The 23,369-nt window shown below is 63.5% G+C and carries 23 protein-coding genes and 1 tRNA gene; 12 read left to right on the top strand and 12 right to left on the bottom strand.

Annotated elements, in window-relative coordinates; all coding sequences use genetic code 11:
- Nucleotides 1–35: 35 nt before the first annotated feature.
- Both SFA35_RS01620 and SFA35_RS01615 read left to right on the top strand, forming a co-directional pair.
- On the top strand, nucleotides 36–233 hold the full coding sequence (locus SFA35_RS01620) for a hypothetical protein (RefSeq protein ID WP_320574502.1): 198 nt from the start codon (nucleotides 36–38) through the stop codon (nucleotides 231–233).
- Nucleotides 234–244: 11 nt separating this feature from the next.
- On the top strand, nucleotides 245–415 hold the full coding sequence (locus SFA35_RS01615) for a hypothetical protein (RefSeq protein WP_320574501.1): 171 nt from the start codon (nucleotides 245–247) through the stop codon (nucleotides 413–415).
- 93 nt (nucleotides 416–508) lie between these two features.
- Here the strand turns inward: SFA35_RS01615 and SFA35_RS01610 are convergent, their stop codons facing one another.
- From SFA35_RS01610 to SFA35_RS01600, 3 genes are all read right to left on the bottom strand, one after another.
- Entirely contained in the window at nucleotides 509–1,291 is a 783-nt protein-coding gene (locus tag SFA35_RS01610; protein ID WP_320574499.1) for a MetQ/NlpA family ABC transporter substrate-binding protein, read from the bottom strand.
- Nucleotides 1,292–1,407: 116 nt separating this feature from the next.
- Nucleotides 1,408–2,352, bottom strand: a complete 945-nt coding sequence (locus SFA35_RS01605) for a sigma 54-interacting transcriptional regulator (RefSeq protein ID WP_320574497.1) — start codon at nucleotides 2,350–2,352, stop codon at nucleotides 1,408–1,410.
- Between the two features lie 77 nt (nucleotides 2,353–2,429).
- Nucleotides 2,430–3,011, bottom strand: coding sequence for an alpha/beta hydrolase (locus SFA35_RS01600; protein ID WP_320574495.1), 582 nt, complete (start codon nucleotides 3,009–3,011; stop codon nucleotides 2,430–2,432).
- Between the two features lie 244 nt (nucleotides 3,012–3,255).
- Here SFA35_RS01600 and SFA35_RS01595 point away from each other — a divergent pair, with 244 nt between their 5' ends.
- The gene (locus SFA35_RS01595) at nucleotides 3,256–4,263 is read left to right on the top strand and encodes an AraC family transcriptional regulator (RefSeq protein WP_320574493.1); all 1,008 of its coding nucleotides are present in this window, start codon (nucleotides 3,256–3,258) and stop codon (nucleotides 4,261–4,263) included.
- On the opposite strand, the gene SFA35_RS01590 is transcribed toward SFA35_RS01595, so the two are convergent.
- Nucleotides 4,241–4,921, bottom strand: coding sequence for a response regulator (locus tag SFA35_RS01590; protein WP_320574491.1), 681 nt, complete (start codon nucleotides 4,919–4,921; stop codon nucleotides 4,241–4,243). The two genes, SFA35_RS01595 and SFA35_RS01590, sit on opposite strands and share 23 nt — an antisense overlap.
- Nucleotides 4,922–5,106: 185 nt before the next feature.
- On the opposite strand from SFA35_RS01590, the gene SFA35_RS01585 reads away from it, so the two are divergent.
- The gene (locus SFA35_RS01585; protein WP_320574488.1) at nucleotides 5,107–5,604 is read left to right on the top strand and encodes a DUF962 domain-containing protein; all 498 of its coding nucleotides are present in this window, start codon (nucleotides 5,107–5,109) and stop codon (nucleotides 5,602–5,604) included.
- On the opposite strand, the gene SFA35_RS01580 is transcribed toward SFA35_RS01585, so the two are convergent.
- The 5 genes from SFA35_RS01580 to oscA form a co-directional block, all read right to left on the bottom strand.
- The gene (locus SFA35_RS01580; RefSeq protein ID WP_320574486.1) at nucleotides 5,601–6,572 is read right to left on the bottom strand and encodes a sulfate ABC transporter ATP-binding protein; all 972 of its coding nucleotides are present in this window, start codon (nucleotides 6,570–6,572) and stop codon (nucleotides 5,601–5,603) included. The genes SFA35_RS01585 and SFA35_RS01580 overlap by 4 nt on opposite strands.
- Nucleotides 6,573–6,575: 3 nt before the next feature.
- Nucleotides 6,576–7,448, bottom strand: a complete 873-nt coding sequence (gene cysW / locus SFA35_RS01575) for a sulfate ABC transporter permease subunit CysW (protein WP_320574484.1) — start codon at nucleotides 7,446–7,448, stop codon at nucleotides 6,576–6,578.
- Nucleotides 7,449–7,462: 14 nt separating this feature from the next.
- Nucleotides 7,463–8,281, bottom strand: coding sequence for a sulfate ABC transporter permease subunit CysT (gene cysT / locus SFA35_RS01570; protein ID WP_320574482.1), 819 nt, complete (start codon nucleotides 8,279–8,281; stop codon nucleotides 7,463–7,465).
- Nucleotides 8,282–8,360: 79 nt separating this feature from the next.
- Nucleotides 8,361–9,374: a sulfate ABC transporter substrate-binding protein gene (locus tag SFA35_RS01565; RefSeq protein WP_320574480.1), complete on the bottom strand. Its 1,014-nt coding sequence runs from the start codon at nucleotides 9,372–9,374 to the stop codon at nucleotides 8,361–8,363.
- 55 nt (nucleotides 9,375–9,429) lie between these two features.
- Nucleotides 9,430–9,612 (bottom strand): sulfur starvation response protein OscA, encoded by a 183-nt coding sequence (gene oscA, locus SFA35_RS01560; RefSeq protein ID WP_007941032.1) that lies wholly within the window; start codon nucleotides 9,610–9,612, stop codon nucleotides 9,430–9,432.
- Nucleotides 9,613–10,141: 529 nt separating this feature from the next.
- Here oscA and desA point away from each other — a divergent pair.
- Entirely contained in the window at nucleotides 10,142–11,323 is a 1,182-nt protein-coding gene (desA, locus tag SFA35_RS01555) for a delta-9 fatty acid desaturase DesA (RefSeq protein WP_320574450.1), read from the top strand.
- Nucleotides 11,324–11,484: 161 nt separating this feature from the next.
- A complete protein-coding gene (locus tag SFA35_RS01550; protein WP_320578792.1) occupies nucleotides 11,485–12,468 on the top strand; it encodes a sensor domain-containing diguanylate cyclase in 984 nt (327 codons plus the stop codon).
- A gap of 14 nt (nucleotides 12,469–12,482) precedes the next feature.
- Here the strand turns inward: SFA35_RS01550 and SFA35_RS01545 are convergent, their stop codons facing one another.
- From SFA35_RS01545 to gabD, 3 genes are all read right to left on the bottom strand, one after another.
- Complete coding sequence (locus tag SFA35_RS01545; protein ID WP_320574447.1) at nucleotides 12,483–13,697, bottom strand: HDOD domain-containing protein; 1,215 nt, start codon at nucleotides 13,695–13,697, stop codon at nucleotides 12,483–12,485.
- 118 nt (nucleotides 13,698–13,815) lie between these two features.
- The gene (gene gabT, locus SFA35_RS01540) at nucleotides 13,816–15,099 is read right to left on the bottom strand and encodes a 4-aminobutyrate--2-oxoglutarate transaminase (protein ID WP_320574445.1); all 1,284 of its coding nucleotides are present in this window, start codon (nucleotides 15,097–15,099) and stop codon (nucleotides 13,816–13,818) included.
- A gap of 125 nt (nucleotides 15,100–15,224) precedes the next feature.
- Nucleotides 15,225–16,667 (bottom strand): NADP-dependent succinate-semialdehyde dehydrogenase, encoded by a 1,443-nt coding sequence (gene gabD / locus SFA35_RS01535; protein WP_320574442.1) that lies wholly within the window; start codon nucleotides 16,665–16,667, stop codon nucleotides 15,225–15,227.
- Between the two features lie 259 nt (nucleotides 16,668–16,926).
- Between gabD and SFA35_RS01530 the strand changes: the two genes are divergently transcribed.
- The 6 genes from SFA35_RS01530 (at nucleotide 16,927) to SFA35_RS01505 (ending at nucleotide 23,355) form a co-directional block, all read left to right on the top strand.
- Nucleotides 16,927–17,003, top strand: a tRNA-Arg gene (locus SFA35_RS01530).
- A gap of 280 nt (nucleotides 17,004–17,283) precedes the next feature.
- Nucleotides 17,284–17,655, top strand: coding sequence for a hypothetical protein (locus SFA35_RS01525; RefSeq protein WP_320574440.1), 372 nt, complete (start codon nucleotides 17,284–17,286; stop codon nucleotides 17,653–17,655).
- 319 nt (nucleotides 17,656–17,974) lie between these two features.
- Nucleotides 17,975–19,084, top strand: coding sequence for an ABC transporter ATP-binding protein (locus SFA35_RS01520; RefSeq protein WP_320574439.1), 1,110 nt, complete (start codon nucleotides 17,975–17,977; stop codon nucleotides 19,082–19,084).
- Nucleotides 19,085–19,124: 40 nt separating this feature from the next.
- Nucleotides 19,125–20,195 (top strand): ABC transporter substrate-binding protein, encoded by a 1,071-nt coding sequence (locus SFA35_RS01515; RefSeq protein WP_320574437.1) that lies wholly within the window; start codon nucleotides 19,125–19,127, stop codon nucleotides 20,193–20,195.
- 48 nt (nucleotides 20,196–20,243) lie between these two features.
- A complete protein-coding gene (locus SFA35_RS01510) occupies nucleotides 20,244–21,578 on the top strand; it encodes an LLM class flavin-dependent oxidoreductase (RefSeq protein ID WP_320574435.1) in 1,335 nt (444 codons plus the stop codon).
- Nucleotides 21,579–21,597: 19 nt separating this feature from the next.
- Nucleotides 21,598–23,355, top strand: a complete 1,758-nt coding sequence (locus tag SFA35_RS01505; RefSeq protein ID WP_320574433.1) for an ABC transporter permease subunit — start codon at nucleotides 21,598–21,600, stop codon at nucleotides 23,353–23,355.
- Nucleotides 23,356–23,369 lie beyond the last annotated feature (14 nt).

Raw genomic sequence — 23,369 nt, 5'->3', positions numbered from 1 at the left:
GCAGCGTAACAAAGTCCAGTGGCATGGAGGCAGAGGTGAACAACCCGGATCGTGAAGAGGCAGAACTGAAAAAGCTCTGGGCTGAGGCTCACAAGCTGAACGCAGAGAGACACAAGATTTACGCCGAGCGCCGAAAGCTCGTACGGGACTTCAATCTGTATCCCTATGGAATCGGAGCCGTTTGGGTCGCGTCGATCACCGCAGTGATCAGAATGCTGATGGATTTCCTTTGAGGGAACACGACATGGACCGAGAATACATCAAGGAAATGAACAGAAAAGTCCAGGAATACGCAGATGAAGTGGATCGATGCATCGAGCGTGAGAATGCCCAGAGCACCTCAGTGGTCATACCGCTGCTGGTCACCGCCGGCTTCGCACTGTTGATGCTCTATGGCATGGTGCTCTTGAAGTGATCCGCGCCTCGGCCACCCTCGATGACTCCCCGCAAAAAAAACGCCGACGCTTTTTCAAGCCGTCGGCGTCAACACCTCACGCACACAAATCAATCAGAACGCCGGCAGCACCGCGCCTTCATATTTCTTGGCGATGAACGCCTTCACTTCCGGGCTGGTCAGCGCGGCAGCCAGTTTCTTGATGGCGTCGCTGTCCTTGTTGTCCGGGCGGGCAACCAGGAAGTTGACGTACGGCGAATCGGAACCTTCGATCACCAATGCATCCTTGGCCGGGTTGAGCTTGGCTTCCAGCGCGTAGTTGGTGTTGATCAGGTCCAGGTCAACCTGGTCCAGCACGCGTGGCAACATGGCCGACTCAAGCTCCTTGAACTTCAGGTGCTTGGGGTTGGTGGCGATGTCTTTCGGGGTGGCCAGGGCGTTGCTCGGATCCTTCAGGGTCAGCAGGCCGGCCTTTTGCAGAAGCAGCAGGGCGCGGCCGCTGTTGCTGCCTTCGTTGGGAATGGCCACGGTGGCGCCGTCCGGCAGCTCAGCCAGCGACTTGTACTTCTTCGAGTAGCCACCGAAAGGTTCGACGTGCACGCCCACCACCGTCACCAGATTGGTGCCTTTGCCCTTGTTGAAATTGTCCAGGTATGGCTTGGTCTGGAAGTAGTTGGCATCCAGACGCTTCTCGGCCACTTGTACGTTGGGTTGCACGTAGTCGGTGAAGACCTTGATTTCCAGGTCCACGCCTTCCTTGGCCAGGGTCGGCTTGATCAGCTCGAGAATTTCGGCGTGGGGGATCGGCGTGGCAGCCACCACCAGCTTTTCAGCGGCGTTGGCGATACCAGCAGTGAGGGCTGCGGCGAGAGCAGTGAACAGCAGAGCCTTTTTCATGCTAAGTCCTTGATCCAGATAGGTGCCGGTCTTGGAGAGCTGCCGGCGTGAAGCGGAAGATACCGAGTTTATTTATTACTAGACAATATCTTTTACTTCGCTGCTTATAATCTTTTTCACTCTGCCGCCAAGCCCTCGCGAGCCCCCTCCAACAGCTGCTGCAGGGCACCCCAGTCGACATCGCCGCCCTGCAGCGCCAAGCGTTTGATCTGGCGCTGGATCTCCTCCAGTGGGTCGATGCTCGGTAGCAGGTTCAGGTGCTGCGGCAGAATCTGCTCGCCCGTGCTGACCAGCAGCGCGAAGTGAATGACGTTTTCCAGCTCGCGGGTATTGCCCGGCCAGTAGTGCGCTTCCAGCACCTGCTGCGCCGCTTCGCTGAGCAGTGGTACCGCCAGCCCCAGGCGCTGGCTGTAAATGCCGATGAAGTACTCGGCCAGCGAGAGGATGTCGCCGGTGCGTTCACGCAAGGCCGGCAGCACCAGTTGACCTTCATCCAGATAATGCAGCAAGCGCTCGTCGAAACGCCCTGCCGCAACGGCCTGGCCCAGATCGATGCTGGTCGCCGCCACCAACCGCACGTCCACCGGGCTGGGCTGCGGCGCGCCGACGCGAAACACTTCGTGGTTTTCCAGCGCCGCCAGCAGCTTGACCTGGATGCTCAGCGGCAGGTCGGCGATTTCGTCCAGGTACAAGGTGCCGCCATTCGCCGAACCGAACCAGCCGGCCCGACTGCTCGCGGCCCCGGCATGGGCGCCGGCGCTGTAGCCGAACAGCTCGGCGTCGGCATAGGTCGGACTGATGGCGCCGCAGTTGACCGACACGAACAACCCGCCGCGGTCGCTGGCCCGGTGAATCTGCCGGGCCAGCAGCTCCTTGCCGGTGCCGGTCTCGCCGCGAATCAGAATAGGCAGGCGTCGTGGCGCCAGATCTTCCAGCTGCTCGCGCAACCGCCGCGAGCGCGGGTCGACGAACACCAGCGCCTTGGCGCGGATGCTCAGCGGGCTCTTCTCGGCGTCGGGAAAGGTCAGCAGCGGCTGGCTGAAAAACTCGTCGATACTCATCACACACTCCCGCCAACGCCACCGTGCGGCGTTGACGCTACTCGCTCGTTATTCATGGCCCGGACGCGACCATGGCATCAGGCGCGCTGCAAGGCGCCGTGTTCCAGCTGGCGTTGCAGGCGGTACAGGTAGGCGAAGCCCTGCTCCCAGCGCTGATGCCCGGATTTGACGTTGATATGTCCGGCGCCAGCGAGAATGCCGGCCTCGGCGCCCCAGTCACGGGCCAGCTCCAGCGCCCGCGGCGCGCTGACAGCCGGGTCGTTGTCGGAACTGACCACTTGGCTGGGAAACGGCAGCAACTGGCGCGGGATCGGGGCAAAGTTGCGCAGCGCCTGCGGGCACGCCGGGCGCTCGACATCCGCCGGTGCCACCAGCAAGGCCCCGCGCACTCGGCGCAGCAAGGCCACCGGCGCCTGGGCGGCCCAATGCGCCACAGCGATGCAACCCAGGCTGTGGGCGATCAGTATCACCGGGCCCGCCTGCGCCGCCACCGCCTGCTCCAGCGCCTCGACCCAGTCGCTGCGCAGAGGCGTCGACCAGTCGGCCTGTTCGACACGCGCGCCATTGGGCAAGCTGGCTTGCCAGTGGCTTTGCCAGTGCTCGGCCGGCGAGCCATGCCAGCCTGGCACTATCAGATAGCGGATCGATTCGTTGCCCATGGCTTCACCTCCAGCCTGTTTGGATCAGGCGCTGCTCAGGGGCAAAGTATAAAGGCGAGGTATATATCCGTTAAGGAATAAGAAGCTATTTGGTAATTCTTTAAATGAATATATAGCAATTATCAGCCTGCATTCAGTCTGGCGGCACTTGCAGAACAACCCCGCATGATCTCATTCTTGCTTGTCGCTTGCGTGACAGTGAATCGGGCGCCAATGAGACGAGCAGCCATGCCAGGAGGGCAGCATGAGTGAAGTAACGACCCTGGCCAGTTGGACCCATGCCTTGCGCCGCCAACTGGATGCGCTCGGGCTGGACAGCGCGGCGCTGTGCGCCAATGCGGGCATCGAGCAGCCGCTGTTGGACGAGACCAATGCCTGCCATCCCCTGGCAGCGACGACACGCTTGTGGCAACTGGCGGTACAGGCCAGTGGCGATCCGGCGATCGGCCTGCGGGTGTCGCGCTTCGTCAGCCCGAGCACCTTCCACGGCCTGGGCTACGGCCTGGTGGCCAGCGACAATCTGCGCGAGGTCTTCGAACGAATCGTGCGCCATCACCAGGTGGTCGGCGATGCCCTCACCCCCAGCCTGCAGCGCCTGGAAGACCGCTACACCTTTTGCCTGAACACCCGGGAAGCAAGCGCCGCCCCTGCCGCCGAGGCCATCGACGCACTGGCCGCGACCTGCCTGCGCACCTGCCGCAGCCGCCTGGGGCGCCATTACGCACCGTTGGCCGTGAGCCTGACGCGCCCGCCGCCCCTGGACCCTTCGCCCTGGCATAACCTGTTCCGCTCACCGATTGCCTTTGGCGCGGTGGAAAACTGCCTGGAGTTCGCCCTTGACGATTTCGAAGCCCACCTGGACGAAGCCAACCCGGAGCTGGCGCAAGGCACCGAGGCGGTGGTCGAGAAAACCCTGGGGATGTTGCAGCCGCTGACCTGGGAGCGCCGCGTGCGTGCGGCCATCGAAGCCCGGCTACCGTTGGGCGTACCCGATGCCGAGGACATCGCGGCGAGCTTCAACGTCGGCCTGCGCAGCCTGCAGCGGCACCTGGCCGATGAGGGCTGCCGCTACGACAGCCTGCTCGATGAGTGCCGCCAAAACCTCGCGCTCAACTACCTGCGCGAACCCGACACGCCCCTGGCCGAGATCGGCCGGCGCCTGGGTTTCGCCGATGCCGGCAGCTTCAACCGAGCGTTTCGCCTGTGGACCGGCTTGTCACCCGCCCAGTTCAGGAATGGCTCGAACCTGTAGCCGGGTCTTGCAGGCAATAACCCTGGCCCACCGCGCCGTGAATCAATCTGGGCGGGTAGCGCTCGTCGACCTTGGCACGAAGCCGGTGGATGGCCACCTCGATCGGGCCGACGTCTTCGGTTTGCCACAGCAGCGCGGCGATCGTGGCGCTGGACACTACCTGGCCCTGGCGACCGGCCAGCAACACCAACAGGTCGAACTCTCTGTCGCCCAGCGCAATGCGCTGCCCTCCACGGCTGACCCGACGGCGCGGCACGTCGATTTCCAGGTCGGCGATGCGGTGCATCTCGGCCCCGCCGGCCGCAGTGCGGCGCAGCAGGGTCTGCACCCGAGCCAGCAGGTCAGCTGGAGTGAAGGGTTTCATCAGGTAATCGTCGGCCTGCAGTTCAAGGCCGCGCAGGCGGTCTTCGAGCGAGTCACGGGCAGTCAGGAACAGCACCGGCGTATCGCCCCCCTGTCGGATCAGCTTGAGCAACTGCCAGCCATTGAGACCCGGCAGCATCACGTCGAGGATGATCAGCTGGTATTGCTGCTGCTCGATGAAATGCCGCCCGGCCAGGCCATTGTCGGCCAGGTCGACCTCATGGCCGGCCGCCCTCAGCGTTGCAGCCAGCAGGTCGCCCGTGGGGGCATCATCTTCGACAACCAGCAGACGCATCGCACACCTCATCTTGATAGCCTCGCAGACTAGGCTTGGGTGGGGGCTTGTGGCAAGGCCCGGGGTGGCGGCTTGTAATGGACGCCAATCTTGCCAATCACCAGCATCAAAGAACTCTCAAGTAAAAAACCGGCGCTTTTGGCGGTACAACATCTCCATCAACACCCTTCGCCGCAGGCACGACAATGAAAAAGACCCTCGTCGATCACCTCGGGCAATACGCGGCCTATCACCGCGACCCGCGCAACATCCTCACCCATTTCGTCGGCATTCCGCTGATCGTGCTGGCCGTCGCCGTGCTGCTGTCCCGCCCCGGGCTATGGCTGGCAGGCTTGTGGTGCTCGCCGGCGCTGCTGGTAGCGGCCGCCGCCGCAGCGTTCTACCTGCGCCTGGATATGCGCCTGGGCGTATTGATGAGCGCGATGCTGGCGCTGTGCCTGTGGGCCGGCGCCGCGCTGGCCGGGCAATCCACGGCCGTGTGGCTCGGCGCCGGGGTCGGCGCATTCGTGGTGGGCTGGGTGATCCAGTTCATTGGCCATTACTACGAAGGGCGCAAACCGGCGTTCATCGACGACATCAGCGGCCTGATCATCGGGCCGCTGTTCGTGGTGGCGGAGATGGGGTTCCTGCTGGGCTGGCGCCGCGACCTGCGCGAGCAGATCGATCAGCGCTGCGCCGTCTAGCGGGTCTTGGGCTTGAAGAACAAGGTATCGCCCTTGGCCAGCCCCACCAGGCCGTCGTGATCCTTGACCACTTCGGCCTCGATCAGCTCGCTCTGGCCCTCGACCTTGAGGGTGATGCGCGTGGTCGCCCCCAGCGGACGAATGTCGCGCACCACTGCCGCATGGTGCTCCTCGAACTCCGAGCGCGACAACGAGACCTCATGGGGACGGAACATCACGTGATGGTCTTCGCCCAGGTGCAGGCGGTTCGAGTCACCCAGAAAATGATAGACGAAGTCGCTGGCCGGGTTCTCGTACACCTCGCCCGGTGAGCCGATCTGCTCGATCACGCCCTTGTTCATCACCACGATCCGATCGGCCACTTCCATGGCCTCCTCCTGGTCGTGGGTGACGAACACCGAGGTCAGGTTGATGTCCTCGTGCAGGCGCGCCAGCCAGCGCCGCAGCTCCTTGCGCACCTTGGCATCGAGGGCGCCAAACGGCTCGTCCAGCAGCAGCACCTTGGGCTCGACAGCCAGCGCGCGGGCCAGGGCGATGCGCTGACGCTGGCCACCGGACAGCTGTTCGGGGTAGCGGTCGGCCAGCCAGTCGAGCTGCACCATGTTCAGCAGCTCATGGACCTTCTCGGCGATGCGCGTCTCGTTCGGACGCTCGCCCTTGGGCTTCATGCGCAGGCCGAAGGCGACGTTGTCGAACACCGTCATGTGGCGGAACAGGGCGTAGTGCTGGAACACGAAACCGACGTTGCGGTGGCGCACGTCGTGCCCGGAGACGTCCTCGCCATGAAACACGATATTGCCGGCGTCCGGCGTTTCCAGCCCGGCGATGATCCGCAGCAGGGTGGTCTTGCCACAGCCGGACGGCCCCAGCAGTGCGACCAACTCGCCACTCTGGATGTCCAGATTGATGCTGTTGAGCGCCTTGAAGGCATTGAAATTCTTGCTGACGTTACGCACTTCGATCGACATGAATCAGTCCTCCGCCGCGCCGGCGCGCAGTCGGTTAATACGGTTCTCGCTCCACTGCTTGAGCAGCAGGATGAAGAGCGCCAGGATCAGCAACAGACTCGCCACGGCAAACGCCGCCACGTGGTTATATTCGTTGTAGAGAATCTCGACATGCAGCGGCAGCGTGTTGGTCACGCCACGGATGTGCCCGGACACCACCGATACGGCGCCGAACTCGCCCATGGCCCGCGCCGTGCAGAGCACCACCCCATAGATCAGCCCCCACTTGATGTTGGGCAGGGTGACGTACCAGAACATCTGCCAGCCGTTGGCGCCCAGCAGCCGTGCCGCTTCCTCTTCCTGGGTACCCTGCTCCTGCATCAGCGGGATCAGCTCGCGCGCCACGAAGGGTACGGTGACAAAGATGGTCGCCAGCACGATGCCTGGCAGGGCGAAGACGATCTGGATGTCGTGGTCCTGCAACCAGGGGCCGAATAGCCCCTGGGCACCGAACATCAGCACGTAGACCAGGCCGGCGATCACCGGCGACACCGAGAACGGCAGGTCGATCAAGGTGACCAGGATGCTCTTGCCGCGAAACGAGTACTTGCTCACGCACCACGCGGCGCTCACCCCGAACAACACGTTGAGCGGCACCGAGATGACCACGGCGATCACGGTCAACTTGAGTGCCGACAGCGCATCAGGCTCGAGGATGGCATTGAAGAACGCCCCCAGGCCCTGGCTCAGGCCTTGGGACACCACGATGAACAGCGGCAACAGCAGAAACAGAAAGAACACCAGCCAGCCCAGGCCGATGAGGATGCGTCGGGAAACGACACTGCCACGGCGCGCCGCGTTGGCGGCGAGGGCTGCATTGGATGAAGGACCAGACATGTTCGACGCCTCCTTCAAGGGGTTTCGATGCGCCGCTGCAACAAGTTGATCAGCAGCAGCAGAATGAAGGAAACCACCAGCATCAGCACGCCGATGGCGGTAGCGCCGGTGTAGTCGTATTGGTCCAGCTTGACCATGATCAGCAGCGGCAGGATCTCGGTCTTCATCGGCATGTTGCCGGCGATGAAGATCACCGAGCCATACTCGCCGACACCACGAGCGAAGGCCAGGGCAAAACCGGTCAGCCAGGCTGGAAACAGCGCCGGCGCAAGAATATGCCGGAACACCTGCAAGGGCTTCGCGCCGAGGCAGGCAGCGGCTTCCTCGACCTCGCGCGGAATATCGGCCAGCACCGGTTGCACGGTGCGCACCACGAACGGCAGGGTCACGAAGGTCAGCGCCAGAGTGATACCCAGGGGGGTGTAGGCGATCTTGAAACCGAGGTCGGCGGCGAAGCGTCCAACCAGCCCGGTCGGCGTGTACAGCGCGGTCAGGGCAATGCCTGCGACGGCTGTCGGCAAGGCAAACGGCAGGTCGATCATCGCATCGATGATCTTGCGCCCCGGGAAGCGGTAGCGCACCAGCACCCAGGCCAGCAGGGTGCCGATGATGCCATTGACGATGGCGGCGATCAGCGCGGTGCCGAAGCTCAGTTTCAGCGCGGCCAACACCCGCGGCGCCGTGACGATGCCCCAGAATTGCTCCCAGGTGAGCTGGGCGGCGTGAACGAACATCGCCCCCAGCGGGATAAGCACAATCAGGCTGAGGTACACCACTGTGTAGCCCAGCGTCAGCCCGAAGCCGGGTATGACGGGGGAGATACGACGTGACATGGAAGTCCCTGTTGATCAACAAATGGTCTGGACATGCAAAAGCCCGGAACGGGTTCCGGGCCTGGAGCGGGTGCGATGCTTATTGCGCCTGGTAGATCTGGTCGAACACCCCGCCATCATTGAAGAATTTCGGTTGGGCAGTTTTCCAGCCGCCGAAGTCCTTGTCGATAGTGGTCAGGGTTTTCACTTCCTGGAACTGCTTGGCGTATTCGGCGGCCACGTCCTTGTCACGCGGGCGGTAGAAGTTTTTCGCCGCGATCACCTGGCCCGGCTTGCTGTACAAATGTTCCAGGTAGGCCTTGGCGATTTCCTCGTTGCCCTTCTTCTCGGCGTTCTTGTCCACCACCGCCACCGGCGGCTCGGCGAGGATCGACACGGAAGGCACGACGATGTCGAACTTGTCCTTGCCGCCGTCTTCCTTGAGCGCCAGGTAGGCTTCGTTTTCCCAGGCCAGCAACACGTCGCCTTGGCCGTTGTTGACGAAGGTGATGGTCGAGCCGCGCGCACCGGTGTCCAGCACAGGCACGTGCTTGAACAGCGTCTGCACGTATTCCTTGGCCTTGGCTTCGTCACCGCCGCCTTGTTTCAGGCCATAGGCCCAGGCCGCGAGGAAGTTCCAGCGCGCGCCGCCGGAGGTTTTCGGGTTGGGGGTGATCACCGAAACGTCCGGCTTGATCAGGTCGCCCCAGTCCTTGATGCCCTTGGGGTTGCCCTTGCGCACCAGGAAGACGATGGTCGAGGTGTAGGGTGTGCTGGCGTCCGGCAGGCGAGTCTGCCAGTTCTCCGGCAGAGTCTTGCCGAGCTTGGCGATTTCATCGATGTCGCCGGCCAGCGCCAGGGTCACCACGTCGGCGCGCAGGCCGTCGATCACCGCACGGCCCTGCTTGCCCGAACCGCCGTGAGACTGCTGCACCTTGACGGTGTCGCCAGGGTGGTTGGTCTTCCAGAAGTTGATGAACTCGGCGTTGTAGTCCTGATACAGCTCACGGGTCGGGTCATAGGACACGTTGAGCAGTTCGTAGTCCTTGGCAACAGCGGAACCGGCAAATACCGCACTGGCGAGGGCAGCCAGCGCATAACGGCGGATGGACATGGGTTGAAGCTCCTGATGGCGTATTTTTTCTTATGACTGGTGCGCAGGTGCGCTGTCAGCTGGGCTTGTTGCCCGGGTTCTGCAAACGGAATTTCTCCTTGCGTTCGATCTGTACCACCTGGGCGTTATGCACGGTGATTTCCACAGCGCCGAAGCGCAGATCGCGCAGCGCACTCTGGATTTCGCGCAGAATGGTGGCTTCGTCCTGTCCGTCAACGCTACGCAGAGATGCGCTCATGGGTCGTGCTCCTTGGCATATAAGGGGGGGCTGAGCGCAATAGTAGTGATGCAGACATATTCCTGAAAATACTATTTAAGAATGTTCATATAACTCAAAGAGAAGGAGGCTTATTGGCCTCCTCGGGACCGGGCCGGATCGGGAATCGGGCCGGCGCCGTTCCCGCGCAAGCTCGGTACTACGAATGGGAGCATGGGAGCATGGGAGCATGGAAGCGTGATGAGTGGGCGGGAACGTCGGCGGTTCTGGCCCATAACTTGCTCGATGTCATGGCCGGGGACCGCAAAAGACGCCGGATTGACGCTCAAACAGTTGGAATCCGCTGAGTCTCGGACTACGCCGGAGCGAAAGCGCCTCCTCGACGAAACATGTTGCGACGATTTAGCCGAGCGTTACCGGAACGCCGACTGGTTTTTCACATGCGCTCAGTAATAATGCGCGGTGTTCATGCAACACCTCCTACAAGGACTGTGGGAAAAGTCCGACACACTGGCACAAGTTTCTACACTTCAAGAGGGCCTCCCAGCCTATGTGGTACAACGGTTTTCTCGACCTCTCAGCCTGGCAGCTGGTAGCCGTCACCCTGTTGATGACCCACGTGACCATTGTTGCGGTCACCATCTATCTGCATCGCTATTCCGCCCACCGCGCTCTGGAACTGAACGCGGGGCTCAAGCATTTCTTCCGTTTCTGGCTGTGGCTGACCACGGCGCAGAACACCCGCGAGTGGACCGCCATCCATCGCAAGCACCACGCCAAATGCGAAACCGTGGATGATCCGCACAGCCCGGTCATCAAGGGCCTGGGCACCGTGCTGCGCACCGGCGCCGAGCTCTACAGGGCCGAGGCCGAGAACGCCGAGACCCTGCGCATCTATGGCAAGAACTGCCCCGAAGACTGGATCGAGCGTAACCTCTACTCGCGCTATGCCCTGGGCGGCGTGGCCCTCATGGCGGTGATCGACCTGCTGCTGTTCGGGGTCATCGGTATCACCGTGTGGGCGATCCAGATGATGTGGATTCCATTCTGGGCTGCCGGGGTGATCAACGGCCTCGGCCACGCGGTCGGCTATCGCAATTTCGAATGCCGCGACGCCGCCACTAACCTGGTGCCGTGGGGCATCATCGTTGGCGGCGAAGAGCTGCACAACAACCATCACACCTACCCCAATTCGGCCAAGCTGTCGGTCAAGAAATGGGAGTTCGACATGGGCTGGGCCTGGATCAAGCTGTTCAGCGCCCTGCGCCTGGCCAAGGTCCAGCGCACTGCGCCGATCGCCCACCGCGTCGAGGGCAAGGGCAGCCTGGACATGGACACCGCCATGGCCATCCTCAACAACCGCTTTCAGATCATGGCGCAGTACCGCAAGTTGGTGATCGGGCCGCTGGTGCAACAGGAGCTGTCCAGGGTCGACGAGTCGGTACGGCAGAAATTCCGCCGCGCCAAGCGCTTGCTGTCTCGCGAGACCAGCCTGCTGAACGACCGTCATCACCTGCGCATCCAAGGCATGTTCGAGCACAGCCAGGCGCTGCAGACGATTTATGAGAAGCGCCTCGCATTGCAGCAGATCTGGGCTCGCACCAGTTCCAACGGCCATGACATGCTGGCGGCGATCAAGGACTGGGTGCACGAAGCGGAAGCCAGCGGGATCCAGTCGCTGCACGAGTTCGCGGCGCAGCTGAAGACCTATTCACTGCGGCCTGCAACTTGACACCGTTTATCACCAGAGCCTTACTGTAGGAAGCGTCTGTCGGAACTTAGACACGTTTTTTGGATCACACCCTCTGTCGCGAATCTCGGCGGGCCGCGCTGTGGTTGCGCTGCCCCGAGCGTTTACCCCTGTCGCCCATTCGCCCTAGAGATTCTGTGATGATGGTCAATAAAAAACCTCAATCTCTACCCTTCGAACAGATGCCCGAGGCCGCTGAAACCTTGATGGCGCTGATGCACGCCCAAGGCGAAGTGGCCCGGCTCAGCGAGCGGGAAAAACTCTTCAGTTCGCTGCTGGTCAGCGTCAACGCGGTGCTCTGGGCCTTCGACTGGGAAACCCAGCAGATGATCTACGTCAGCCCGGCCTACGAGCGCATCTTTGGTCGCTCCGCCGGCCTGCTGCTGGCCGACTACAACGAATGGCGCGACAGCATCTACCCCGACGACCTCGACTACGCCGAGCGCAGCCTGGCCGAAGTACTGGTCAAGGGCTCCATCGAAGACCGCGAATACCGCATCATCAGCGCCGACGGGCAGATCCGTTGGCTCAGCGACAAGTGTTTCATCAGCCATCAGAGCGACGACCGGGTGATCGTGGTCGGCATCGCCGAAGACATCACCGAGAAGAAGCACCTGGAAGGCGAACTGCAACGCCTGGCCACCACCGACGTGCTGACGCAAAGCAGCAACCGCCGGCACTTCTTCGAATGCGCCCATCGCGAGTTCGAGCAGGCCCGGCTGCAAGGCACCACCATGGCCTTCCTGCTGCTGGACATCGACGACTTCAAGCTGATCAACGACACCTACGGCCACCAGGAAGGCGACATCGTCCTGCAACGCATCGCCGAAAGCGGCAAGGCGATACTGCGCCGCGGCGACCTGTTCGGGCGTATTGGCGGAGAGGAGTTTGCAGCGGTGTTTCCCGGCTGCTCGCCGGAGATGGCCCAGCAGATAGCCGAGCGCCTGCAACGCGAGATCCAGCGCCTGAGCTTCAGCCACAACGGCCATGTTTACGGCGTGACCGTGAGCCAGGGCCTGACCAGCTACCGGCCTGACGACGAGCTGCTCGACAGCCTGTTCTCGCGGGCCGACGCCGCCATGTATCAGGCCAAGCGCCAGGGCAAGAACCAGATCGTTCCAGCCTGACGGGGCCATATGCCTCAGGTGCGACGCAGCCGCGTCAGCTCCTCCACCCCCAGCTTCAACAACCGCGCGGTCTTGTCCTTGGCCAGTGTCTCGAGCTCATCGCCGGGCTTGAGCCGCGCCAGCTTGGCCGCCATGTTCATCACCAGGTCGTCACGGGTGTACACGCCGCTGCCCAGGCCCAGGCTGTAGATCGAGGCGATCATCTCGCGCAGCTCCAGCGGCAGGCGCCAGCGCCGGCGCAACTCCGAGCCATAGCCGGCGCCGAAGGTCTTCAGCGCCTTGGCCGCCTCGCCCTCCTCCAGCTTGCCACCGGCCAGCTTCCACTCCTGCAGGCAGCGCAGCAGCGCCAGGTCGCCCAGACAATGCAGCAGACCGGCGCAGTAGCAGCGTTCCTCGTCGACGGCGAACATGCGTCCCAAGGTGCGGCCGTACTCGGCGGTGTGCAGTGACAGGCCCCAATAGTATTCGGCGATGGCGGCCAGCTCCGGGTCGCTGAGCCGCGCGCTGCGCTTGAGGGTCAGGCCCATCACCAGGTTCACGCTCTGCAGCGCGCCCAGCTTGGCGAGCGCCTGCAGCAGGGTCTGCACGGGGGCTTCGCGGTGCACCGAGGCGCTGTTGGCGGCGGCCAGCAGCACAGCGGTGATCTGCGGGTCGGTGCGGATCTCTTCCTCCAGCAGGCGCAGGTTCAGGCCCTTGGGGTTGAGGCTGCGCATCACCGCAGTCTGCACGTCGGCCATCAGCGGCGCGCCTTCGGTGTCGGTGCGGCGCTGCTCGAGAAAGGCCGACAGGGTCAGCCCCGGCATCATCACCGGCACTTCTTCGGGCACCTGCTGCTCCATGGCTTCGAGCAGCGCTTGCAGGCGCTGGCGCAGCAAGTCCATGTTCAGGGGTTTGGTCAGGAACGCCGTGGGCGCGAAGGGTACGGCCTCGCGCACGCTGGCGGTGTCGACCCGCTCGCTGAGCAGGATGAACGGCAACGCCGGCTTGCTGCGGTCACGGCGCACGCTGCGCAGCAGGTCGAGGCCGTTCAGGCCGCTGAGTTCGCGGGCGGCGATGACCAGGTCGGGATGATGCAGCAGCTGCGCCATGGCCTCGGTGCCGGTGGCGCAGACGTCGACCAGGGCGTCGGCACGCATGCTCAACAGCATCTGCGACAGGTCGTTGCGCAAGCCGGCGTCCGCGTCGGCAATCAGCACGCGGGTCACATGTGAGGCGGAGTTGGCAGCCATAAAGTCGGGTCTCGGTTCCTTGTCCCAGTCGTGCTTACCTATAGACCATAGCGGGCCTGAGCTTTTTCGACACAAGAAAAAACCCGCCGAAGCGGGTTTTTTTGCATCAGGTCACGCTTCAGCCCAGTTCGGCGAAGCATTCCTCGATGATTGCCAGGCCTTTGTCCAGCAGCGAATCTTCAGCAGTCAGCGGCACCAGCACGCGCAATACGTTGCCATAGGTACCGCACGACAACAGGATCAGACCCTTGTCGCGCGCCTTGGCCACCACCTGGGCGACGGCCGCGGCGTTCGGCTTGTGGGTGTCGCCGCCTTCGAACAGCTCGACTGCGATCATTGCGCCCAAGGCGCGCACATCACCGATCACCGGGTACTTCGCCTGAATGTTGCGCAGGCCGGTCACCAGGCGCTCGCCCACCGCCTTGCTGCGGTCCAGCAGGTTCTCTTCCTCGAACACTTCCATCACTGCCAGTGCAGCGGCGCAGGCGATCGGGCTGCCGGCATAGGTGCCACCCAGGCCGCCTGGGGCAATGGCGTCCATGTACTCGGCCTTGCCACACACACCGGCCAGCGGGAAGCCGCCGGCGATGGACTTGGCGAAGGTGGTCAGGTCAGGCGCAACGCCCATCTGCTCCATGGCGAAGAAGGTGCCGGTACGACCGGCGCCGGTCTGCACTTCGTCGGCGATCAGCAGGATGCCGTGCTGGTCGCAAAGGGCGCGCAGGCGGGCCATGAAGGCCTTGGGTGCGACGTAGAAGCCGCCTTCGCCCTGCACCGGCTCGATGATGATTGCAGCGATGTCACGCGGCTCGGCATCGTTCTTGAAGATGCGTTCGATGCTGGCGATCGAATCGTCGACGCTCACGCCGTGCAGTTCGTTGGGGTACAGCGCGCGGAACACGCCGCCTGGCATCAGGCCCATGCCGGCCGAGTACGGCACGACCTTGCCGGTCAGGCCCAGGGTCATCATGGTGCGGCCATGATAGGCGCCGGTGAAGGCGATCACGCCGGCGCGGCCGGTGGCAGCACGGGCGATCTTCACGGCGTTTTCCACCGCTTCGGAGCCGGTGGTTACCAGCAGGGTCTTCTTGGCGAAGTCGCCCGGCACCTTGGCGTTGATTTTTTCGCACACTTCGACGTACGGCTCGTAGGCCAGCACCTGGAAGCAGGTGTGGGTCAGCTTGTGCAGTTGCGCCTCGACGGCGGCGATCACTTTCGGGTGGACGTGGCCGGTGTTGAGTACGGCGATGCCGCCGGCGAAGTCGATGAACTCACGGCCTTCGACGTCGGTGACGCTAGCGTTCTTCGCCGAGTCGGCGAAGATCGGGTGAATCTGGCCAACCCCGCGCGGCACGGCGGCGGTACGGCGTTGCATCAATGATTCGTTGGTCTTGTTGCTCATTGCAGATTCCTCATGCGCCGCTCATCGGTCGGCGTGGTTCAAGGATAAAACGGCCCGGGAAAACGCCAGCAGCATACGATGATCGACTGCTGACGCTGCGCACCGCTACAGGTTGGCTTTCGGCGTCAGACCGAAATGCACAGGTATTTGATTTCCAGGTAGTCCTCGATGCCGTACTTGGAGCCTTCGCGGCCCAGGCCCGAGGCCTTGATGCCACCAAACGGCGCCACCTCGTTGGAGATCAGGCCGGTGTTGATGCCGACCATGCCGTACTCCAGGGCTTCGGCCACACGGAACACGCGGCTCAGGTCGCGAGCATAGAAGTAGGAGGCCAGGCCGAACTCGGTGTCGTTGGCCATGGCGATCACTTCGGCCTCGTCCTTGAAGCGGAACAGCGGCGCCAACGGGCCGAAGGTCTCTTCCTTGGCCACGGCGGAATCCTTGGCCACGTCGACCAGTACGGTCGGCTCGAAGAAATTGCCCTGCAGCGACTTGCCGCCGGTCAGCACAGTCGCGCCCTTGCTCAAGGCGTCGGCAATATGCTCCTTGACCTTGGCCACAGCCTTTTCGTCGATCAGCGGGCCAGTGGTGGTGCCTTCTTCCAGGCCGTTGCCGATCTTCAGCTTGGCCACGGCGACCTTGAGCTTCTCGGCGAACGCGTCGTAGACCGAATCCTGCACGTACAGGCGGTTGGCACAGACGCAAGTCTGGCCATTGTTGCGGTATTTGGAGATGATCGCACCTTCGACCGCCTTGTCCAGGTCGGCATCGTCGAACACGATGAAGGGCGCGTTGCCGCCCAGCTCCAGCGAGACCTTCTTGATGTCGTGAGCGCACTCAGCCATCAGTTGACGGCCGATCTCGGTCGAGCCGGTGAACGACAGCTTGCGGATGATCGGGTTGCTCGTCAGCTCGCCGCCAATGTCGCCGGCGCTGCCGGTGACCACGTTGAACACACCCTTGGGGATGCCCGCACGCTCGGCCAGTTCGGCCAGCGCCAGCGCCGAGAACGGCGTCTGCGAAGCCGGCTTGAGCACCATGGTGCAACCGGCGGCCAAGGCCGGGCCGGCCTTGCGGGTGATCATCGCGGCCGGAAAGTTCCACGGGGTGATAGCGGCGGTGACGCCGATCGGCTGCTTGATCACGATCAGGCGCTTGTCCGGCTGGTGGCCGGGAATGGTGTCGCCGTAGACGCGCTTGGCTTCTTCGGCAAACCACTCGATAAAGGAAGCGGCGTAGGCGATCTCACCCTTGGCCTCGGCCAGCGGCTTGCCCTGCTCCAGGGTCATCAGGCGACCGAGGTCGTCCTGGTTCTCGATCATCAGTTCGAACCAGCGGCGCAGCTTGTTCGAGCGCTCCTTGGCGGTCAGGGCACGCCAGGCCGGCAGGGCCTTGTCGGCGGCCTCGATGGCACGGCGAGTCTCGGCGGCGCCCATTTTCGGCACGCTGCCGAGGATTTCGTCGGTGGCCGGGTTGTTGACCTTGATGGTCTGCCCGCCGTCCGCGTCCAGCCACGCACCATCGACATAGGCTTGCTGGCGGAACAGGGTGGAATCTTTGAGCTGCATGTCGGCTTCCTTTAACAGCCCCGTGCACGGACGGAGCCCATTTGATTGTGGAAGAGCGTTTGAAATCTCAAACGAGATCCTAGGATCTATGGGGGCAAAGAACAATAGGCTGTTCGAAAAAAAGAACGGTCGTGTTTATAGCGCATGTTGGACGTTTTCTGAACAGCTCTCGGGTTGGACCGGTAAACCCATGGAATATAGCCCACCTCTCGTCGCAATAGACGCACGGCAGGTAGATGGGTATCATGGCGCCCGCGTTGCACCAGTAGCTCAGCTGGATAGAGTACTGCCCTCCGAAGGCAGGGGTCGTGGGTTCGAATCCCGCCTGGTGCACCATAGAATTCAAGGCTCACAGCCTGCTCTGCCTGACAGCAATGATGCCCGCCCCAGCGGCAGGTAAAAAGACAGCCCCGCACAGGTTCGCCTGCCGGGGCTTTTTTGTACCCTGATGCTGACCGCCAGCGCTTCGAAAACCCAACAGTACCTGGCTCCCCGAACTCACTCTGCACCTGTCATTTTCTGAAGCACATTCTCCCCGATCCAGGCTGGATAGCTGCCGCTTCCTGGCGCAGACTCGTCTCTATCGCGATGATGAACAGCCCAAGGAGGCAAGACGATGCGCAACGAATGGAATGACCCCCATGCTGCCGCAGCCTCCGGCAATAGCGCGAACATCGCCGATGGCTGGGCGGTGCAGACGCTGGTCGAGCTGAAAGTGGCGGTATCGCGCATTGAAACCGGGATGGGCACGCTGGGTCGCGAGGTGCGTGAAATCAAGGCGGACCACGCCAGCACGCGAACCAAGCTGGCAGTCATCGAGAAGCAGATCTACGGGGCGACCCTGCTGGTGACCCTGGTGATTGGCATCGGCATGTTCGTGATCAACAAGGCGGTCGACGTCGGGGTTGATCTGGCCAAGGGCAATGCCAGCGTGCAAGCGACCACCCGGGACGGCCTGTCGACCGGCTCCCGTGGCACGGCGCCCTGAGCGCAGGAAGTGGCGAACCAGGCTTCACCCTGACGGCGGTTCACCCGAAGTGCGGCCTTGAATGACCCCACGCGGCACCTTCCCTATATCTCGCCCCCAAACCGTGCACTTCCCCTCCCCGCGAACCCTCTGATCCGCACCTTGCAACCAACCCGCCCACTTAACGCAATCGATTAACTCGATTTTAATCATACAGTTAAGCATCTACCTGACTTACACCCCGGCAAGCTGGCATCTCCCTTGCAACCACCCCTGTATATACCGGACTGGAGTCTGCTCCAGCCGCGCCATGCCGCACGCCGGGGAGGCCGAATCGAGCATGCAGGTCCGCACATCGAACATCCGCTTTGCAACCGCTCAAACGACCGCCTGCGAGCTGCCAGCGCCGATCAAGTTGCGCGTGGAGCGATTGGAAAAGCGCTATGGCAATATCCCTGCCCTGCAGGCGCTGGACCTTGAGGTGCGCAGCGGCGAACTGCTGACCCTGCTCGGCGCTTCGGGCTCGGGCAAGACTACGTTGCTGCAGGTCATCAGCGGCCTGGTGCCGCCTTCCAGCGGGCGCATCGTCATCGATGGGCAGGATCAGACTCACACCCCCACGCACCAACGCGGCATCGGCGTGGTGTTTCAGAATTACGCGTTGTTTCCGCACCTGACGGTGGCCGAGAACGTTTCGTTCGCGCTGGACATGCGCGGCGTGTCGCGCAGCGATGTCAGGCAGCGGGTCGGCGATGCACTGGCCATGGTCGGGCTGCAGGACATGCACCGGCGCTTCCCGCGCGAGCTGTCCGGCGGGCAGCAGCAGCGGGTCGCGCTGGCGCGCTGTTTTGTCTACAAGCCGTCGTTGATCCTGATGGACGAGCCGCTGTCGGCGCTGGACCGGCAGTTGCGCGAGTCGATGCAGATGGAGATCAAGCGCCTGCATCGCGAGACCGGCTCGACGATCATTTTCGTCACCCATGACCAGGACGAAGCCCTCGCCTTGTCCGACCGCATTTGCCTGATGCATCGCGGACGCATCGAGCAGATCGACACGCCGCAGGTGATGTACGAACGCCCTGGCAGCGTGGCGGTGGCGCGCTTCATCGGCATTTCCAATGTCATCGAAGGCACGGTGCTCGGCGCCGATCGGCTGCAGTCGGCCGATGGCCTGCTGCCGCTGCCTGCCGGCCACGGCCACACGCCGGGCGAGCAGGTTGCGCTGATCGTCCGCCCCGAGCATGTCAGCCTGCTGCCGGGCGTACCGGGGATGGTTCAGGGCCAGGTCGTCGAGTCGGTCTACGCCGGGGTCGAGACCCGCGTGGTGCTGCGCCTGCCTTCGGGCAACCAGATCGTTGCACGGCGGGCTGGGGGCACCTCGCCCCTGGCGCTGGGCACGCTGCTCGGCGTGCAGTGGCCGGCGCAGCAGGCCCATGCGCTCAAGGCCTGAAAACAGACAAACCAAACTCAACTGATCGGGGAACGCGGTGATGGCAGACAGCAGGAATTTTTCGCGGCGCAGTGTGATCAAGGGCGCGGGCATCACCGCTGCTGCCATCGCCGCGCCGACCGTATGGACCGGCAACCGCGCCTTCGGTGCCGACACCATCACCGTGGCCGACGTCGGCGGCGCCGTGGCCCCGGCCATCAAGAGCGCATTCTACGACCCGTTCGAGAAGGAAACCGGCATCAAGGTGATCGGCGTCGCCCACGATTCCGACCCGGTGACCCAGTTCAAGCTGCTGGTGGACGCCAACACCTATATATGGGACGTCAGCATGGTCACCCAGGACCATGTCGCGCGCCTGACCCAGCCCAAGAACTACCTGGCCGAGCTCAACCTGCCGGCCGCCCAGGTGCCGGACATCCTCCCGGGCATGGCCACCAACAACTGGCTGGGCTTCTCGGTGTTCGGCATCGTCATGGCCTACAACCGGGAAAAATTCAGCGGCAATGCCCCAGCCAGCTGGGCCGATTACTGGAACCCGCAGAAATTTCCCGGTCGTCGCGGCCTGTACAAGAGCCCGTGGGGCGTGCTGGAAATGGCCCTGCTGGCCGATGGCGTGGCGGCGGCTGACCTCTATCCACTGGACGTCGACCGCGCTTTCAAGAAGCTCGACGCCATCCGCAACGACGTAGCCGTGTGGTGGACCGCCGGCGCACAGAACACCCAGACCCTGCAGAACGGCGAAGTGGATATCTCCGACACCTGGTCAGCCCGCGGCTACGCCGCGATCGCCGCTGGAGCGCCGCTGGAGATTCTCTGGCAAGGCCTGTACTCAGTGGATGGCTGGTCGATCCCGCTGGGCACGCCGCGCCTGGACCTGGCGCGCAAATTCGTCGAGTTCTGCATGCGCCCGGAGCACCAGGCGGCCTATTCCAGCCTGGTCGCCAATGGGCCAAGCAACCGCAAGGCCTTCGACATCATCACCCCGGAACGGGCCAAGGTCCTGCCCAGCTCGCCGGAGAACATCAAGGGCCTGAGCGAGATGGATGCGGTGTGGTGGGGCAAGAACTATGACGCCGTTACCGAGAGATTCCAGGAGTGGATGCTGGGCTAGTCCCCTCGGCATCTTCAACCAACTGTTTGACCGCCCCAGGAGCCAACCATGACCACCCCCCGCCATATGGCCCTCGCCACTCTGGTTCAGGGCACCGGCGCACATCCCGCGTCGTGGATGCAGACCGGTACCCTCGACGATGCCTCCACCAGCATCGAGCATTTCATCGCCATGGCCCGGCTGGCCGAGCGCGGCTGCTTCGATATTTTCTTCATTGCCGACACACCGGCTGCACGCACTGACAATCTGTACGCGTGGAGCCGCTTTCCGATGTTCATGAACGTCTTCGAGCCGATCACCCTGCTCTCTGCCCTGGCCGTGGCCACCACCCACATCGGCCTGGGCGCCACTGCCTCGACCAGTTTCATGGAGCCCTACAACCTGGCGCGCCAGTTCGCCTCGCTGGACCATCTCAGCCACGGCCGCGCCGCCTGGAACGTGGTCACCAGTGCCAACGACTATGCCGCGCGCAACTTCGGCCTGGACAAGCTGCCACCCCACGCCAAGCGTTACGACAAGGCCAGCGAGTTCGTCGACGTGGTCGAGCAGCTCTGGGACACGTGGGAGGACGACGCCTTCGTCAACGACCGCGAAAACGGCCTCAACTTCATCGCCGCCAAGCAGCACCCGGTGCACCATGAAGGTGAATACTTCACCGTCAACGGCGCCCTGAACATCGCCCGCTCGCCCCAGGGCAAGCCGGTGATCATCCAGGCCGGCGCCTCGGAAACCGGCAAGGACTTCGCCGCGCGCACTGCCGAAGTGGTGTTCGCCTCCGACCCTACCGTAGAAAAAGGCAAGGTCTTCTACGACGACCTGAAAAGCCGCGTGGTGAAATTCGGTCGCCCGGCCGATTCGTTGAAAATCCTCACCGGCCTGTCGGTGGTGATCGGCGCCACCGCCGAAGAAGCCGAGGCCAAGTACCAGCACCTGCAGAGCATGATCCACCCGGACGTCGGTCGCATGCGCCTGGCCCAGGACCTGGAGACCGACCTGTCGGACCTGCCGCTGGACGAGCCGATTCCCGAAGCGCGCATCCCCGCCACCTCCAACTTCCACCGCGCCTACTTCGACTACATCGTCAACATGATCCGCGTCGAGAAGCTCACCCTGCGCGAGATGTGCATGCGCTACGAGCGCGGCAACGTGACCTTCCGCGGCACCGCCGTGCAGGTCGCCGACCATATGCAGGAATGGCTCGATGGCGGCGCCGCCGACGGCTTCATGATGATCTTCCACACCATGCCCGGTGGGATGCAGGACTTCGTCGAACAGGTGGTGCCCATCCTTCAGGAGCGTGACCTGATGAAGCGCGAATACACCGGCAAGACCCTGCGCGACCACCTGGGCCTGAGCCGCCCGGCCAACCGCCACGCGCAATGACCCACAACGAGGAACGGGCATGACCGAGCTGACCCTGGACACCGCTGCGCCCGCCGCCGCCAAGGGCCGTCGGTGGCGACTGACGCCGCTGTGCCTGGTGCTGCCTGGCGTGTTGTTTCTCGCGGTGTTTCTGCTGTATCCATCCTTGCAGCTGCTGGCGGTGAGCCTCAAGGACCCGCGCTCGGGCGCCTGGACCCTGGCCGCCTTCCACAAGGTGTTCTCCGGCGGCGTGTACACCCGCACGCTGTTCTCGACCTTCAACGCGGCCCTGCAGACCACCCTGCTGTGCCTGCTGCTCGGCTACCCGCTGGCCTATTGGCTGGCGCGCCTGAGCCCGCGCCGCCAGCGCCTGACCGCCTTGTTCGTGCTGCTGCCGTTCTGGACCAGCGCGCTGGTGAAGAACTTCGCCTGGTTGGTGTTCCTCGGCCGCAACGGTGTGGTCAACGACCTGCTGGTGGCCGCAGGCTTTGCGCCCGCCGAGCTGCTGTTCCAGCACGCCACAGTGATCTTCGCCATGGTCCACACCATGCTGCCATTGGCCGTAGTCGTGATGCTGCCGATCATGAATCAGATCGACCAGCGCCTCGGCCAAGCCGCCGACACCCTCGGTGCCAGCGCGCCGCAACGCTTCTGGCGCATCTACCTGCCGCTGTCGATGCCCGGTGCGGCTGCCGCAGGCCTGCTGACCTTCATTGCATCGCTGGGTTTTTTCATCGTGCCCACCCTGCTCGGCGGCACCCGGGACACCCAGCTCAGCCAGTTGATCATCGTGCAGATCAACCAGCTGCAGAACTGGCAGATGGGTGCCGCCATCGCCGTGATGCTAGTGGCGGCCGCGCTGGCCAGCTGCTTCGTCTATGACCGTACCTTCGGCCTTTCCACGCTGTCCAGAGACACCGCTGGCCGACGCGCCGGCAGCGGCCTGGTGCGCGGCCTGGGCATGGGTATCGGGCGAATCATGGGTGACCTCTGCGACGCCCTCGCCCGGCCGCTCGGCACGCGCCGCGCCGGCTGGCTGCTGTCCAGCTATGCCTGGCTGACCCTTGCTGTGCTGGTGGTGCCGATCCTCGCGTTCATCCCCATGGCCTTCACCGCGTCGACCTTCCTCTCGTTCCCGCCCACCCGCTTCAGCCTGCACTGGTTCGCCCAGTACCTGCAGTCGCCGGTGTGGATGGGCGCCACCCTGCGCTCGTTCGGTATCGGTATCGCCAGCGCCATGATTACCCTGCCCATGGCCACCCTCGCCGCGTTCGGCCTGGCGCGCAGCCGCACCCGCCTGGGCGGCGTGGCCTTCCTGATCTTCATGCTGCCGATGATCATCCCGCCCATCGTCATCTCGGTGTCACTGTTCTACTTGTTCGCCCACCTGTCATTGGTGGCGACCAACCTGGGCATCATCATCGGCCACACGGTAATCGCCCTGCCGATGGCCTTCGTGGTGGTGTTGGCAACGTTCAAGCACTACGACTGGCGTCTCGACCAGGCCGCCGCGACCCTCGGTGCGGCGCCATGGCGGGTGTTCTGCAAGGTGACCTTGCCGCTGATCAAGGGCGGCCTGTGCGCCGGCGCGGTGACCGCCTTCCTGCAATCGTTCGAGGAGCTGACCGTGGCCATGTTCATCGGTGGCGGCCTGAAGACCACGCTGCCCAAGCAGATGTGGGACGACATCCTGTTGCAGGTCTCGCCGACCCTGGCCGCCGCCTCGGTGGTGGTGCTGCTGATCGTCTGCGCCCTGTTCGGCCTGATGGAATGGCTGCGCCCGGCCGAGCGCGATTGATCGAATCGCCGCAG

It is taken from the genome of Pseudomonas sp. HR96 (genome assembly GCF_034059295.1).
Classification (GTDB): Bacteria; Pseudomonadota; Gammaproteobacteria; order Pseudomonadales; family Pseudomonadaceae; genus Aquipseudomonas.
Note: the sequence above shows the minus strand (reverse complement) of the source record. Positions and strands in the feature narration are given on the sequence as shown.